The following is a 14,696-nucleotide window of genomic DNA, read 5'->3' on the forward strand; positions in this document are numbered from 1 at the left end:
CCATGGACACCCGCAGCACCTGCCCCTACTGCGGCGTCGGCTGCGGCGTCGTCATCGAGAGCGATGGTGCACGCATCACCGGCGTGCGCGGCGACCCGGAGCACCCGGCGAACTTCGGGCGCCTGTGCAGCAAGGGCGCCACGCTGCACCTGACGGCCGCGCCCGAGATCACCCGCCAGGCCCGGCTGCTGCAGCCGATGCAGCGCCTGCAACGCGATGCCGACCCGGTGCCACTGGCCTGGGACGGGGCGCTGAACCTGGCCGCCGACCGCATCGCCGGCGTGGTGCAGGCCCACGGCGCCGACGCGGTGGGCGTCTACGTCTCGGGCCAGCTGCTCACCGAGGACTACTTCGTCTTCAACAAGCTGGTGCGCGGCCTGCTGGGCAGCAACCAGATCGACAGCAACTCCCGCCTGTGCATGAGCAGCGCCGTGGCCGGCTACAAGGCCACCCTGGGCGCGGATGCGCCGCCGGCCTGCTACGACGATCTCGCGCACGCGAACACCGTCTTCATTGCCGGCAGCAACACCGCCTGGGCCCACCCGATCATGATGCGCCGGCTGGAGGATGCCAAGCGCGCCAACCCGGCGCAGAAGTGGATCGTCGCCGACCCGCGCCGCACCGAGACCGCCGCCGTCGCCGACCTGCACCTGCCGCTGCTGCCCGGCACCGACGTGGCGCTGTTCCACGGCCTGCTGCACCTGCTGTTGTGGGAGGGGCTGACCGATGCCGCCTTCATCGCAGCCCACACCACCGGCTTCGACGCGCTGCGTGACCGCGTGCGCGAGTTCACGCCCAAGCACGTGGCGGCGCTGTGCGGCCTTCCCGAGGCCGACGTCGTGCAGGCAGCGCGCTGGTTCGGTGCGAACACGCCCACGCTGAGCCTTTACTGCCAGGGCCTGAACCAGAGCAGTCACGGCACCGACAAGAACGCCGCGCTGATCAACCTGCACCTGGCCACCGGCCAGATCGGCAAGCCCGGGGCCGCCCCCTTCAGCCTGACCGGCCAGCCCAACGCGATGGGCGGGCGCGAGGTGGGGGCCATGGCCAACCTGCTGCCCGGCCACCGCAGCCTGGCCAGCGACGCCGACCGTGCCGAACTGGCGGCGCTGTGGGGCGTGCCGCCGGTGCCTGCCGCGCCCGGCCGCACCGCGGTGGAGATGTTCGAGGCCGCCGCCGACGGTGCGGTGAAGCTGCTCTGGATCGCCTGCACCAACCCGGCGCAGAGCCTGCCCGACCAGGCCATGGTCCGCCGGGCGCTGGCGCGCGCCGAGTTCGTGATCGTGCAGGAGGCCTTCGCCGACACGGCCACCGCGCGCCGGGCCGACCTGCTGCTGCCCGCGGCCACCTGGGGCGAGAAGGAAGGCACGGTGACCAACAGCGAACGCCGCATCTCGCGCGTGCGCGCCGCCGTGCCACCGGCGGGTGAGGCTCGTCCGGACTGGCAGATCGCCCGCGACGTCGGCCGCCGGCTGGAAGCACGGCTGGACCCGCGCCGTGCCGACGGCGCCAGCCTGTTCGCCTTCGAGTCCGCCGAACAGGTGTGGCATGAACACCGGGCGACGACCGTGGGCCGCGACCTGGACATCGGCGGGCTGAACTGGGCGATGCTGGACGCCGCACCGCGCCAGTGGCCGCTGCCCGCGGGGGCGGCCGACGGCCTGGCACGCCTGTACGGGGACGGCCGGTTTCCGACACCCGATGGCCGGGCCCGCTTTGCCGCACCGGCCTGGCAGGACGTGGCCCAGCCGCGCGATGCCCGGTTCCCGGTGGCCCTGACCACCGGCCGGCTGCGCGACCAGTGGCACGGCATGAGCCGTACCGGCCTGCTCGGCCGCCTGAACGACCACGCGCCGGCACCTGCGCTGGCCATGCACCCGCAGGAACTCGACCGCCGCGGCTGGCGCGCCGGCGACCTGGTGCGCGTGCGCTCGCGCCACGGCGAGGCGGTGCTGCCGGTGCAGCCCAGCGCCACCGTGCGCCCAGCCCAGGCCAGCGTGCCCATGCACTGGGGCGAAGAGTTCGTCGGTGGCCAGACCGCCGACGGCCGGCCGCTGACCGGGGTCAACGCCCTGGCCAGCCCGGCGCGCTGCCCGCAGTCCAAGCAGCCGGAACTCAAGCACGTGGCGGTGCGGGTGGAGCCGGCGAAGCTGCCCTGGCGGCTCACGGCCGCCGCCTGGCTGCCGGCCGAGGCCGCGGTGGCGGCGCGCGCGGCGCTGTCGCGGCACCTGCCCGACTTCGGCTATGCCCAGGCGACGCTGTTCGGGCGCGAGGGCCACGGCGAGCCGGTGGGTGTGCTGCTGCATGCCGCCGCGTCCGCGTCGGTGGCCGACGAGGTGCTGGCGCGCGTCGAGTCCCTGCTCGGGCTCGATGTGCCGGAGGTGCTGCGCTACAGCGACCCGCGCCGCGGTCAGCGGCGGCTCGTGCGCCTGGCTGCCGGTGCGCCGGTCACGCTGGCCGGGCTGCTGCTGGCGGGTGACGACGGGGCTGCCACCTGGGCGCTGCCGCTGCTGCAGGGCCGCGTGCCGGCGGACGGCCTGGCCCGTGGTGTGTTGAGCGGCAGCGCGCGACCCCCGACCACGGCCGCACCCCGCGCGCCACAGGTCTGCAACTGCCTGGACGTGCGCGAGGACCGCATCGTCGACGCGCTTCAGGCCTGCCACGGCAACGAGGCCGCCCGCCTGGCCACGGTGCAGCAGGCGCTGGGCTGCGGCACGCAGTGCGGGTCCTGCGTGCCGGCGCTGCAGGCCCTGGTGCGGCGCACGCCGCCAACGCCCACGCTTGAGGCGGAGGCGGCATGACGGTCACGCTCCACACCGTGACCCTGATCGGCGCCGGCCCCGGCGACCCGGACCTGCTGACCGTGAAAGCCGTCAAGGCCCTGCGCCGGGCCACCGTGGCGCTGGTGGACGACCTCGTCGATCCCGGCGTGCTGCGCTACCTGCGCCGCAGCGCGCGGGTGATCCCGGTGGGCAAGCGCGGTGGCTGCCGCTCCACGCCGCAGGCCTTCATCGAGCGGCTGCTGATCGCCGAGGCCAGGCGCGGCGAGCGCGTCGTTCGGCTCAAGGGCGGCGACCCGTTCGTCTTCGGCCGCGGCGGCGAGGAGGTCGATGCGCTGCTTGCGGCCGGCCTCGAGGTCGAGGTGGTTTCCGGCCTGACCGCCGGCATCGCCGGGCCAGCGGCGGTGGGCATCCCGGTCACGGACCGTCGCCACGCACCGGGCGTGGCCCTGGTCACCGGCCACCTGAAGGACGACGGCAACGGCCCGGACTGGGCGGCGCTGGCGCGCAGCGGATTGACCCTGGTGGTCTACATGGGCGTGGCGAGGGCCGACGCCGTGGTCCAGTCCTTGACGGAGGGTGGCCTGGCCGTCGACACGCCGGCGGCCGTGGTCAGCGCGGCGCACACGCCTCGGCAGACGGCCCGGCGCTGCACGCTCGGCACACTGTGCGCCACGGTCGAGGCCGACGAACTGGTCAGCCCGGCGTTGCTGGTCATCGGCAGCGTGGCCGACCTGGCCGACCTCAGCCTTTGCCCGCCGGTCCGGAGGCCTGACGCAGACCCAGCTGCGCCTCCAGTTCGGCAATCCGCGCCCGTGCGTCGTCGCCTTCGGGGATAGGCCGGCCGCTGTCGCGCCACTCGACCGCGGCCTTGAAGCCGCTGGCCTGGGCGAAGCGCCGGAACCAGAGGCCTTCCGGGTTGTGGCGCGTCACCCCGTCGAACAGCGTGGCGAACATCTGCGTCTGCTCCAGCCCCATGGTCAGCAGGGCCTGGTTGACCACCAGCTTGTGCATGGCGAGGTGCGAGCGCGGCACGCCGGCGATGCGCGCGGCCAGCTTCAGAGTCTCGGCCTCGAGGTCGGCGGCCGGCACCGCCAGATTGGCCAGGCCCCAGTCCGCGGCGGTGCACCCGTCGATCAGGTCGCCGGTGAACATCAGCTGCTTGGCGCGGGCAGGGCCCAGGCGGTAGGTCCACATGGCGGTGGTCGGGCAGCCCCACACGCGGGTGGGCATGTAGCCGATCTTCGCGTCCTCGGCCATCACCAGCAGGTCGCAGCACAGCGCGATGTCGCTGCCGCCGGCCACCGCGTGGCCGTGCACCATGGCGATGGTGGGCTTGCGGCACCGCCACAGGGCCATGAAGTCCTCGGTGTAGCCCTTCATCGCCGCGTAGTCGTCCATGGCATCGAAGGGGTAGGCCTCCTGCTGGCAGGGGTGGGCCGTGCGGCCGGAGCCGAAGTCCACCAGGTCGTAGCCGGCACAGAAGCTGCGCCCGGCGCCGTCGAGCACGACCACGTGCGTGGTCTCGTCGGCCTCGGCCCACGCCACGGCGGCGCGGATCTCGGCCGGCATGCCTTCGGAGATGGCATTCAGGCGCTCGGGCCGGTTGAGCGTGAGGCGCAGGATGCGCGGGTTCGTGGGTTCCCGGCCGATGGCCAGGGTGCCGAAGGCGGGCAGGGCGGCAGGTGGGGTCGTATCGGTCGGGACGGGCATCGGGAAACCTTGGTTTACATCGGCGCCTGTCGTCCACGTGGCGGACAGGCTCGTTGATGGTGCATGCTGAGCACACCTCGAGGGCGCATGGCCATCATTCCATCCCTGAAGCCGCCCCTGGCCCGCTGGTTGGCCGGGCTTTCCCTGGTGCTGGCGCTGCCGGTGGAGGCCGGAGAGGCCTTCGACCCCGGCCGGGTCGGCCGCATCGTCGACGTGCAGGGCGACGTGGCGCTGTACGACGAGCAGTACGGCGAGTGGTCCGACGCGCAGCGCAACCGGCCGGTGGTGGCCGGCGACCGGCTGGTGCTGCAGCGCAGTGCGCGGGCGGAGGTGCGGGTCGGCGACACCGTGCTGCTGCTTGGCCAGGGCGCCGACGTGGCCATCGACGCGCTGGACGACGACCGCCTGCGGCTGACCCTGTACGACGGCAGCCTGGCCCTGCGCCTGGCCAGCCGGGATGCGGCGGAGGGCACCGAGGTCCGCACGCTGGCGGCCCTGGTGCGCCCGCAGCGGGCCGGCCGTTACCGCATCGACCAGGACGAGTCCTCGACCTTCGCCGCGGTGTGGCGTGGCGCGCTGGAGGTGTCCGGCCACGGGCACCTGCTGCTGGTGGGCGCCGGTGAGCGCTACGAGGTCTGGCGCGACGAGCGCCGGGGCGACACGGCACGCAGCCGCGTGGCCCGCATGCCGCAGGACCGCTTTGCGGCCTGGGCCGACGACCGCTTCGACGACGAGGACCGCCGGGAGGCGCGCTACCGGGACCGCTACCCTGGCCCGGCGGACATTCCCGGCATCGACGATCTCGCGGCGCATGGGCGCTGGGACGCCCACCCCGAGTACGGCAGCGTGTGGATACCCTACGGCGTGTCGGTCAGCTGGGCGCCGTTCACCGATGGCCGCTGGGTCTGGATGCGCCCCTGGGGCTGGACCTGGGTGGATGCGCAGCCCTGGGCCTTCGCGACCAGCCACTACGGGCGCTGGGTGCAGTGGCGCAGCCGCTGGGTCTGGTGGCCCGGCCCGCGCCACGTGCGCCCGGTCTTCTCGCCAGCCGTGGTGGCCTGGGTCGGCGGCTCGCACTTCAGCGTGGGCATCGAAATCGGCAGCCGGCCGCCGTCGGCCTGGGTGCCGCTGCAGCCGTGGCAGCCCTATGTGCCCATCGTCGCGCCGCGGCCGCCGAAGCCGCCTCACCACCATGTACGGCCGCCGCCACGGCGGCTGCCGCCGCCGTCCGAGCCCATTTCCCGGTTCGTGGACGGGCGTGGCGGCGGCGTTTCGGTGGGCACGCAGCCTGGCCGTCCGATGGCCCCCGGTTCGGTGCGCTACGGCAGTGACGGTCTGCCCACCCAGGTGCAGGTGGCGCCGGCTGCCGCCGCGGTGCCGGAGGTGCCGCGGCCGCCACAGGCCGAAGCGCCATCGCGGCCGCCAAGGGGCGACACGCCGCCACCGCGCCCGCCGACCCGTGCGCCCCTGCCTTCCGAGCGACCGGGCACGCGCGCGGACCGGCCCGCGCCCCCCGCGGCCGCGCCGGTGAGGGTGGAGTCGGGCGCACCCCGCCCCGCACCGTTCAGCGCACCGCCGCGTGCAGAACCGCCGCGGCCTGCCCCGGCGGCCGCGCGTGAACAGAAGCCGGCGCGCGACGAGTGGGACGACCGCTCACCCCGCGGTGCCGAGCGGGTGAAGTGATCAGCCGGCCAGCATCGGCCTGAGCGCCGGCCAGACGTTGTCCAGGATGCGCGGGTGGGCCTCGGCCGTGGGGTGGATGCGGTCGGGCTGGAACAGCCGGTCCGCGTCGGGCCCGTCGGCCACGCCGGCGAGCAGGAAGGGGACCAGCACCACCTGCTCCTCGCGCGCCACGGTGCCGAACACGGCGGCGAAGTCATCGGCGTAGCGCTTGCCGTAGTTCGGCGGCACCTGCATGCCGGTGATCAGCACGCGCGCGCCTGTGGCCTTGGCGGCACGCGTCATCGTGCGCAGGTTGTCGGCCGTCATCTTCAGCGGCAGGCCACGCAGCGCGTCGTTGCCGCCGAGTTCGATGATCACGTGCGTGGGCCGGTGCTGCTTCAGCAGCGCCGGTAGACGCGAGCGGCCGCCGGAGGTGGTGTCGCCGCTGATGCTGGCGTTGACCACCTGCACGCCCGGCATCTGCGCCTGCAGCCGCTGCTGCAGCAGCGCCACCCAGCCGGCACCGCGCGGCAGGCCGTACTCGGCCGACAGGCTGTCGCCCACCACCAGCACCACGGCGCCAGCGGGCGTGGCGGCACGAGACCCCGCGGCAGCGGCGGCCAGACCGATGACGCTACAGTGCGCCATTCCCCAATACAGCAGGGTGCGGCGCGTCATGCGCGGCACGGTGCCTCTTTGCATGTCTGATCCCATCATCGAAGTCCAGGGCGTTCGCAAGGAAGTCAGCGACGCCACGGGGACGTTGACCATACTGCACGACATTGGTTTCACGCTCGCTGCACGCGAGTCGGCCGCCATCGTCGGGGCCTCGGGGTCGGGCAAGAGCACGTTGCTGGGCATCCTGGCCGGGCTGGACGTGCCGACATCGGGGCGCGTCCTGCTGGCCGGCACTGACCTGTTCGCGCTCGACGAGGATGCTCGCGCCGACGTGCGCGCCCGACAGCTCGGCTTCGTGTTCCAGAGCTTTCAGCTGCTGGGCAACCTGACGGCGCTGGAAAACGTGATGCTGCCGCTGGAACTGGCCGGCCACTCGGACGCGCGTCGCCAGGCCACGGAGATGCTGCAGCGCGTGGGCCTGGGCGAACGGCTGGGACACTACCCGAAACTGCTCTCGGGGGGCGAACAGCAGCGGGTGGCGCTGGCGCGGGCCTTCGTGATGCGCCCGGCCGTGCTGCTGGCCGACGAGCCCACCGGCAGCCTGGACTTCGCCACTGGCGAGACGGTGATGGACCTGATGTTCGAACTCAACCGCGAGGCCGGCACCACGCTGGTGCTGGTGACGCATGACCGCGGCATCGCGGCGCGCTGCGACCGGCAGTTGCGCATCGAGGCCGGGCGCTTGCTGCCATGACCGAGATGGTGCACGGCATGCGCAGGGTGGCGGGCTGGGCCGCGCTGGCGGTGGCCGTCGGACTGGCCGGCTGCGTGGCGCCGCCTGCAAGTGCCCCGGCACGGTGTGCGACCAAGGTCGTTCAGTTGCTGGACCCGGTGCCCTTGTTCACCGGCCCGCAAGCCGATGCGGCGCTGTACCGCGGGCTGCCCAAGGGGCAGCGCCTGCAGTTGTGCGGTGCGCAGGGCCCGCGGCAGCAGGTGCTGCTGCCGCGGGCCGGGCAGCGCTGTGCCGGGCCGCAGGGCTGCGCGTCCGGCGGGATCCTGCGCTCGGCACGCACGGGGGCGACACCGTAGCCGGCCTCCCGGCGGTGGCCTGCGCCCTTACTGGGCGAACTTGTAGTCGGTCTTCGCCTTGGCCCGCAGTTCTTCCTGGAACTGCTGCATCTGCTGCTGCTCCAGGCGCTGCTTGAGCTGGGCCTTCACGTCGTCGAAGGCCGGGAACGGCGCCTCGCGGGTGTCTTCGAGCTTGATGATGTGGAAGCCGAACTGGCTCTTCACCGGCGCCGGCGTCATCTCGCCCTTCTTCAGCGCCACCATGGCCTGGCTGAACTCTGGCACGTAGCTGTCGGGCTTGGCGAAGTCCAGGTCGCCGCCGTTGGCGCCGGAGCCGGGGTCCTTGGAATGCTGCTTGGCCAGTTCCTCGAAGCTGCCGCCGGCCTTGATCTGGGCGATGAGCTTCTTGGCCTCGTCCTCGCTCTCCACCAGGATGTGGCGGGCGCGGTATTCCTGGCCGCTGGCGGCGGCCTTGAACTTGTCGTACTCCGCCTGGGCGGCCGCGTCGGTGACGGGGTTGGCCGCCTTGTGGGCCTCGAAGAGTTCGCGGATCAGGATGCTCTGGCGCGCGATCTCCATCTGGTCCTTGTAGGCCGCTGACTTGGCCAGGCCGCGCTTCTCGGCTTCCTGCACGAAGATCTCACGCAGCACGACCTGGTCGCGTGCCTGGGCTTCGAGTTCCGGGCCGAGCTGCTGGCCGGCGCGCTGGGCCTGCTGCAGCAGGGCATCGACGCGCGCCTTGGGCACGGCCTTGCCGTTGACGATGGCGATGTTCTGCGCCTGCACGAACAGCGGGGTCAGGGCGACGGCCACGGCCACGCCGCGCACGAGGTGTTGGATCTTCATGGCGAAGGGGAGGGGGTAGGGGTGGATCAGGGGGCGCGTCAGGCGTCGCCCGGGGCGCGGGCCACGATGGCCAGCGCGTGGATGCCCTTGGGGATCAACGAGCCCAGGGCATCATACACAAGGCGATGACGGGCGATGCGTGTCTGGCCGGTAAAGGCGGGGGCGGTGATGCGCACGGTGAAATGGCGCCCCTCGCGGGCGCCCGCGTGGCCGGCATGCAGGTGGCTGTCGTCCTGCACCTCCACCGCGTCGGGTTGCAGAGTCGCGCGCAGTGCGGCCTCGATGTCCTGGGCGCTGACGCTCATGTCGGTTCTGGCTTGAAGTCGATGGCCGCGGAGTTGATGCAGAAGCGTTCGCCGGTGGGCTGCGGCCCGTCGTCGAAGACATGGCCCAGGTGGCTGCCGCAGCGGTTGCAGCGTACCTCCACGCGCACCATGCCGTGGCTGGTGTCGCGCACGCGCTCGACCACGGTGCCGTCGATGGGCTCGAAGTAGCTCGGCCAGCCGCAGCCGGCATCGAACTTGGTGCCCGAGGCGAACAGTGGCGTGCCGCAGCCCACGCAGTTGTAGACGCCGCGGCCCCAGTGGTCCCAGTACTTGCCGGTGAAGGCGCGCTCGGTGGCGGCGTGGCGGGCCACCTGATACTGCATCGGGTCGAGCTGCTGGCGCCATTCGGCGTCGGTCTTGCGCACCGGGTAGCGGGTGTCGTCGTGGTCGTGGTCGGCGGACATGGCAGGCGTGGGTGGCGCACCCGCATGGGGCACGGGTCACAAGTGTAGGTCGCGCAGGTGACAGGGCTTCGGGGTAGTCCCTGAAACCCCAGTGGCGTCGTGTCCGCTACCGTGCGTCCCCATACATTTCGCCCCACAGGAGACATCACCATGACCCTTGCCCGCCGTACCGTCGTTGCGTTGGCTGCTGCCGCAGCTGTCCTCCCCGCCGGGTTGGCGTGGGCCCAGCAGGGCGAGACCGTGAAGATCGGCTTCATCGACCCGCTGTCCGGCCCGTTCGCCAACGTCGGCCAGAATCAGCTCAAGAGCTGGCAGTTCGTGGCCGAGCACTTCAACGCCAAGAATCCGGCCGGCGTGAAGTTCGAGTTCGCGTCCTTCGACAACAAGGGCTCGCCGCAGGAAAGCCTCACCGCGCTCAAGGCCGCCATCGACCAGGGCATCCGCTATGTGGTGCAGGGCAACGGCTCCGGCGCCGCCGCGGCCATCTCCGACGCCGTCAGCAAGCACAACGCGCGGAACCCGGGCAAGGAAGTCGTCTACCTGAACTACGCCGCGGTGGACCCGGCGCTGACCAACGAGAAGTGCAGCTACTGGCACTTCCGGCTGGACGCCGACACGACGATGAAGATGGAAGCGCTGACCAGCTACATGAAGGATCAGCCGAACATCAAGAAGGTCTACATCATCGGCCAGAACTACTCGCACGGACAGCAGGTCTCGCGCTTCTTCAAGGAGTACATGGCGCGCAAGCGGCCCGACGTGCAGATCGTCGGCGACGACCTGCACCCGATCGGCCAGGTCAAGGACTTCGCGCCCTACGTGGCCAAGATCAAGGCCTCGGGCGCCGACGCGGTGGTCACCGGCAACTGGGGCCAGGACCTGACGCTGCTGGTCAAGGCGGCCAAGGACGCCGGTCTGACTGCCGCGATGTACACCTACTACGCCGGCGTCAGCGGCACGCCCACCGCGCTGGGCACCGACACCGCCGGCAAGGTGCGCGTCGTGGCCTACGGCAGCCCGAACATGGGCGGCGTGGTCGGCAAGCTGCAGGACGCGTTCAAGGCCAAGTTCAACGACGACTGGTACACCTACGCCACCTACAACGGCATCTCGCTGCTGGCCAACGCCATGGCCAAGGCCAAGAGCACCGACCCGGTGAAGGTGGCCGCCGCGATGTCGGGGCTGAGCTTCCCCGGCTTCAACGGCGAGGTCACGATGCGCAAGCAGGATCACCAGCTGCAGCAGGGCATGTTCATCACGTCGTGGGAGAAGATCGACGCGAAGAACAAGTACAACGTCGAGAACACCGGCATGACCTTCAAGACGGTGAAGACCATCGAGCCCTACGTGGCCAGCACGCCCACCTCCTGCCAGATGAAGCAGCCCTGACCTGGGTCTGCTGCGTGCCGGGCGCGGCACCTGAGCGGGTGCCGCGCCTTTTCGTTTGACGCCGGCGCGTGCGCCGGCGGTTCACCCACGACGGGCGATGGACGCGACCTATTTCCTGATCTCGCTGCTCAACGGGTTGTCCGTCGGGCTGCTGCTGTTCATGCTGGCCTCCGGGCTGACGCTGATCTTCAGCATGATGGGCGTGCTGAACTTCGCACACGCCAGCTTCTACATGCTCGGCGCCTACGTGGCCTACACGCTCAGCGGCGTGGTCGGCTTCTGGTGGGCGCTGCTGCTGGCGCCGCCGCTGGTGGGCCTGCTGGGCGCGCTGTTCGAGCGCCATGTGCTGCGCCGGGTGCACAAGTTCGGCCACGTGCCGGAACTGCTGGTGACCTTCGGGCTGAGCTACATCGTGCTCGAGCTGGTGCAGCTGATCTGGGGGCGCTCGGCGGTGGACTTCCAGCAGCCGGAGTCGCTGTCGGGCCCGTTGTTCACCATCCTGTCGTCCGACAGCCAGGGCCTGAGCCTGGCCTGGGGCGCACCGCCCGAAGCCTGCCGTGCGGTGGCCGACATGATCTGCACGCAGTTCCCGGCCTTCCGCGCCTTCGGCATGGCGGTGGCCGTGGCGATGCTGGTGGCGGTGTGGCTGCTGCTCACGCGCACCCGCGTCGGGCTGGTGATCCAGGCGGCGCTGACGCACCCGCACATGGTCGAGGCGCTGGGCCACAACGTGCCGCGGGTGTTCATGGGCGTGTTTGGCGGCGGCACCGCGCTGGCGGCGCTCGCCGGCGTCATCGGCGGGGCCCTGCGCGTCACCGAGCCATCGATGGCGTTGCAGGTGGGCGCCGTGGTGTTCGCCGTCATCGTCATCGGCGGCATGGGGTCGCTGGCGGGTGCCTTCGTGGCGTCGATCGGGCTGGGCGTGATCGAGTCGTTCGCGATCGGCAGCGACCGTTCGCTGCTGGACCTGTTAGCCTGGGCGGACATCGCCGTCACGCACGAGACCTTCGGCTACGCCATCTACAGCGTCAAGGTCTCGCAGGTGGCCGCCATCCTGCCCTACCTGCTGCTGGTGCTGATCCTGATCTTCCGGCCCCGGGGCCTGCTGGGCACGCGGGAGGGTTGACATGAAGCGCCCCTGGATCCTCTGGGCGGTCTACGCCGCCGTGCTGGTGATCGCGCCGATGGTGTGGTCCAGCAGCCTGGCGCTGACCATGCTCACGCAGATCGGCATCGCCATCATCGCCTGCCTGGCCTACAACGTGCTGCTGGGGCAGGGCGGCATGCTGAGCTTCGGCCATGCGGTGTATTCCGGCCTGGGCTCGTACTTCGCCATCCACACGCTCAACATGATCGGCGATGGCGCATTGGCGCTGCCGGTGAGCCTGGTGCCGCTGGTGGGCGGCCTGTTCGGCCTGCTGATGGCCGCGCTGCTGGGCTACGTGACGACCAAGAAGGCGGGCACGCCCTTCGCGATGATCACGCTGGGCATCGGCGAACTCGTCTGGGCCATGTCGCTGATGTTCCCGGGCTTCTTCGGCGGCGAAGGAGGCATCACCGGTGACCGCACGTCCGGCGAAGCCTTCTTCGGCATCACCTACGGCCCGGCGAACCAGCTCTACTACCTGATCGCCGTCTACTGCTTCGTCAGCACCGCGGCGCTCTATGCCTTCACGCGCACGCCGCTGGGCCGCATGCTCAACGCCGTGCGCGACAACCCGGAGCGCGTGGAGTTCATCGGCTACCGCACGCAGGTGGTGCGCTACCTGGCCTTCATGGTCAGCGGCTTTTTCATGGGCATTGCGGGCGGTCTGGGCACGCTGACCTTCGAGATCGTCACCGCGGAAGTGGTGGGTGCGGCGCGCTCCGGCGCCTACCTGCTGTTCACCTTCCTGGGCGGCGCCGGTTTCTTCTTCGGCCCGATCATCGGCGCGGTGCTGATGGTGCTGGCGCTGGTACTGCTGTCGGAGCTCACGCAGGCCTGGCTGCTCTACCTGGGCCTGCTGTTCCTGTTCATGGTGATGTACGCGCCGGGCGGTATCGCCAGCCTGATCATGATGAACCTGCGCATGCACGCCTTCGGCAAGCTCAAGCCGCTGACCGGGATGTACGCCGCGCTGGCGGTGACCGGCTTCCTGATCCTGGCCGGCGCCGGCGCGATGATCGAGATGGTCTACCACGGCCAGCTCAACCAGGCCCTGGGGCCGGAGATGACGTTCATGGGGGTGCCGCTGAACATCGAAGGCACGGGGTCGTGGGTCGGCGCCGGCATCGTGCTCGTGGTCGGCGTGGTGTTGTTCGAACTGGTCCGTCGGCGTTTCGCCGCCCGCTGGGGCCAGGCGCAGACGGAAATCGAGGCCGCGTTGCGGGCCAGGGAGCAGGGCGCATGAGTCAGCCCGCACTCGAACTGCGCGACCTGCGCAAGAGCTTCGGCCGAACCGAGATCATCCGCGGCGTCAGCATGGCCGTGAACCCGGGCGAGAACGTGGCCATCATCGGCCCCAACGGCGCCGGCAAGAGCACGCTCTTCAACCTGATCAGCGGCCGGTTCGCGCCGACCAGCGGCGAGGTGCTGCTGCACGGCCAGCGCATCGAGGCGCTGCCGCCGTACGAGGTCAACCGCCGCGGCCTTGCGCGCAGCTTCCAGGTCAGCAACCTGTTCACGCGCCTGTCCGTGTTCGAGAACCTGCGCTGCGCCGTGCTCTGGAGCCTGGGCTACCGCTACGCGTTCTGGCGCTTCCTCAGCCGCGCCAAGGATGCCAACGACCGTGCCGAGGAGATCATGCGCATGATCCACCTGGAGAACCGGCGCGACGTGGCGGCGATGAACCTCACCTACGCCGAGCAGCGTGCGCTGGAGATCGGCATCACCATCGCCGGCGGCGCCGACGTGGTGCTGCTCGACGAGCCCACCGCCGGCATGAGCCGAAGCGAGACCTCGCACTTCATCGACCTGATGCTCGAGGTCACCACCGGCAAGACGCTGCTGACGGTGGAGCACGACATGGGCGTGGTCTTCAACGTGGCCGACCGCATCGCGGTGGTGGTCTACGGCGAGGTGATCGCCTTCGACACGCCGGAGAAGGTGCGCGCCGACCCGAAGGTGCAGGAGGCCTACCTGGGCTCCGTGCTGGCCGAGCAGGCCGCGGGAGGACACTGAGATGCTGCAGCTGCAAGGCGTGCACGCCTACTACGGCAAGAGCCACGTGCTGCATGGCGTCAGCTTCGAGGTTGGTGCCGGCGAGATCGTCAGCCTGCTTGGGCGCAATGGCTCCGGCCGCTCCACCACGGTCAAGGCCATCATGGGCTTGGTCGACGGCGAAGGCACGATCCGCTGGCGCGGCCAGGACATCCTGGGCCGCACGCCATTCGAGATCGCGCGGCAGGGCGTGGGCTACGTGCCGGAGAACCGCGACATCTTTCCCGACCTGACGGTGCACCAGAACCTGATGATGGGCGAGCAGCGGGCCAAGAAGTCGCCGCGCTGGAGCTTCGACGACATGTACCGGCTGTTCCCGCGGCTGAAGGAGCGCCAGCACACCGCCGCCGGCGTGCTCAGCGGCGGCGAGCAGCAGATGCTGACGCTGTGCCGAACGCTGATGGGCGACCCGGACCTGATCATGATCGACGAGCCCACCGAGGGCCTGGCGCCGAAGATCGTGGAACTGGTGGCCGAGTACCTGAACGAACTGCGCCGGCGTGGCATCTCGGTGCTGCTGGTGGAGCAGAAGCTCACCATCGCGCTGCAGGTGGCCGACCGCTGCCTGGTCATGGGCCATGGCGAGATCGTCTTCGAGGGCACGCCGGATGCGTTGCGCGCCTCGGCGGAGGTGCGCAAGGAGTGGCTGGAGGTGTAGCCTCCGGCGCTGACGGGCCGCCTGCGGCGGCGC

Annotated in this window: 15 protein-coding genes; 10 read left to right on the forward strand and 5 right to left on the reverse strand. The window is 71.0% G+C overall.

Annotated features, from left to right (window positions below; all coding sequences use genetic code 11):
* Positions 1-2 precede the first annotated feature (2 nt).
* Both ENE75_RS21250 and cobA read left to right on the forward strand, forming a co-directional pair.
* The gene (locus ENE75_RS21250) at positions 3-2,801 is read left to right on the forward strand and encodes a nitrate reductase (protein ID WP_128200444.1); all 2,799 of its coding nucleotides are present in this window, start codon (positions 3-5) and stop codon (positions 2,799-2,801) included.
* The gene (gene cobA / locus ENE75_RS21255; protein WP_128200446.1) at positions 2,798-3,619 is read left to right on the forward strand and encodes a uroporphyrinogen-III C-methyltransferase; all 822 of its coding nucleotides are present in this window, start codon (positions 2,798-2,800) and stop codon (positions 3,617-3,619) included. Before ENE75_RS21250 ends, cobA begins: the two co-directional genes overlap by 4 nt.
* Here the strand turns inward: cobA and ENE75_RS21260 are convergent.
* On the reverse strand, positions 3,525-4,493 hold the full coding sequence (locus ENE75_RS21260; RefSeq protein ID WP_233259198.1) for a crotonase/enoyl-CoA hydratase family protein: 969 nt from the start codon (positions 4,491-4,493) through the stop codon (positions 3,525-3,527). The genes cobA and ENE75_RS21260 overlap by 95 nt on opposite strands.
* 87 nt (positions 4,494-4,580) lie before the next feature.
* Here ENE75_RS21260 and ENE75_RS21265 point away from each other — a divergent pair, with 87 nt between their 5' ends.
* Positions 4,581-6,176 (forward strand): DUF6600 domain-containing protein, encoded by a 1,596-nt coding sequence (locus ENE75_RS21265; RefSeq protein WP_128200448.1) that lies wholly within the window; start codon positions 4,581-4,583, stop codon positions 6,174-6,176.
* Here the strand turns inward: ENE75_RS21265 and ENE75_RS21270 are convergent, their stop codons facing one another.
* Positions 6,177-6,833 carry an arylesterase gene (locus ENE75_RS21270; protein WP_128200449.1) on the reverse strand — a complete coding sequence of 219 codons (657 nt, stop codon included), beginning with the start codon at positions 6,831-6,833 and terminating at the stop codon, positions 6,177-6,179.
* A 22-nt stretch (positions 6,834-6,855) separates the two neighbouring features.
* Between ENE75_RS21270 and ENE75_RS21275 the strand changes: the two genes are divergently transcribed.
* Together ENE75_RS21275 and ENE75_RS21280 are read left to right on the forward strand one after the other, a co-directional pair.
* Positions 6,856-7,527 (forward strand): ABC transporter ATP-binding protein, encoded by a 672-nt coding sequence (locus ENE75_RS21275; protein WP_128200451.1) that lies wholly within the window; start codon positions 6,856-6,858, stop codon positions 7,525-7,527.
* Positions 7,524-7,862 carry a hypothetical protein gene (locus ENE75_RS21280; RefSeq protein ID WP_128200453.1) on the forward strand — a complete coding sequence of 113 codons (339 nt, stop codon included), beginning with the start codon at positions 7,524-7,526 and terminating at the stop codon, positions 7,860-7,862. Before ENE75_RS21275 ends, ENE75_RS21280 begins: the two co-directional genes overlap by 4 nt.
* Positions 7,863-7,889: 27 nt before the next feature.
* Here the strand turns inward: ENE75_RS21280 and ENE75_RS21285 are convergent, their stop codons facing one another.
* From ENE75_RS21285 to msrB, 3 genes are read right to left on the reverse strand one after another with little or no spacing between them, the layout of a single operon-like run.
* Positions 7,890-8,687, reverse strand: a complete 798-nt coding sequence (locus tag ENE75_RS21285; protein ID WP_128200455.1) for a peptidylprolyl isomerase — start codon at positions 8,685-8,687, stop codon at positions 7,890-7,892.
* Between the two features lie 38 nt (positions 8,688-8,725).
* Entirely contained in the window at positions 8,726-8,992 is a 267-nt protein-coding gene (locus ENE75_RS21290) for a BolA family protein (protein ID WP_128200457.1), read from the reverse strand.
* Positions 8,989-9,417, reverse strand: a complete 429-nt coding sequence (gene msrB, locus ENE75_RS21295) for a peptide-methionine (R)-S-oxide reductase MsrB (protein WP_128200459.1) — start codon at positions 9,415-9,417, stop codon at positions 8,989-8,991. Before msrB ends, ENE75_RS21290 begins: the two co-directional genes overlap by 4 nt.
* A 150-nt stretch (positions 9,418-9,567) precedes the next feature.
* On the opposite strand from msrB, the gene ENE75_RS21300 reads away from it, so the two are divergent.
* From ENE75_RS21300 to ENE75_RS21320, 5 genes are all read left to right on the forward strand, one after another.
* The gene (locus ENE75_RS21300; protein WP_128200461.1) at positions 9,568-10,806 is read left to right on the forward strand and encodes a branched-chain amino acid ABC transporter substrate-binding protein; all 1,239 of its coding nucleotides are present in this window, start codon (positions 9,568-9,570) and stop codon (positions 10,804-10,806) included.
* 97 nt (positions 10,807-10,903) lie between these two features.
* Entirely contained in the window at positions 10,904-11,932 is a 1,029-nt protein-coding gene (locus ENE75_RS21305; protein ID WP_128200463.1) for a branched-chain amino acid ABC transporter permease, read from the forward strand.
* 1 nt (position 11,933) lies between these two features.
* Positions 11,934-13,196, forward strand: a complete 1,263-nt coding sequence (locus ENE75_RS21310) for a branched-chain amino acid ABC transporter permease (RefSeq protein ID WP_128200465.1) — start codon at positions 11,934-11,936, stop codon at positions 13,194-13,196.
* Positions 13,193-13,966, forward strand: a complete 774-nt coding sequence (locus ENE75_RS21315; protein WP_128200467.1) for an ABC transporter ATP-binding protein — start codon at positions 13,193-13,195, stop codon at positions 13,964-13,966. The genes ENE75_RS21310 and ENE75_RS21315 overlap by 4 nt, the downstream gene beginning before the upstream one ends.
* A gap of 1 nt (position 13,967) precedes the next feature.
* Positions 13,968-14,663 (forward strand): ABC transporter ATP-binding protein, encoded by a 696-nt coding sequence (locus ENE75_RS21320; RefSeq protein ID WP_128200469.1) that lies wholly within the window; start codon positions 13,968-13,970, stop codon positions 14,661-14,663.
* Positions 14,664-14,696: the final 33 nt, after the last annotated feature.

It is taken from the genome of Rubrivivax albus, assembly GCF_004016515.1.
GTDB lineage: Bacteria > Pseudomonadota > Gammaproteobacteria > Burkholderiales > Burkholderiaceae_C > Rubrivivax > Rubrivivax albus.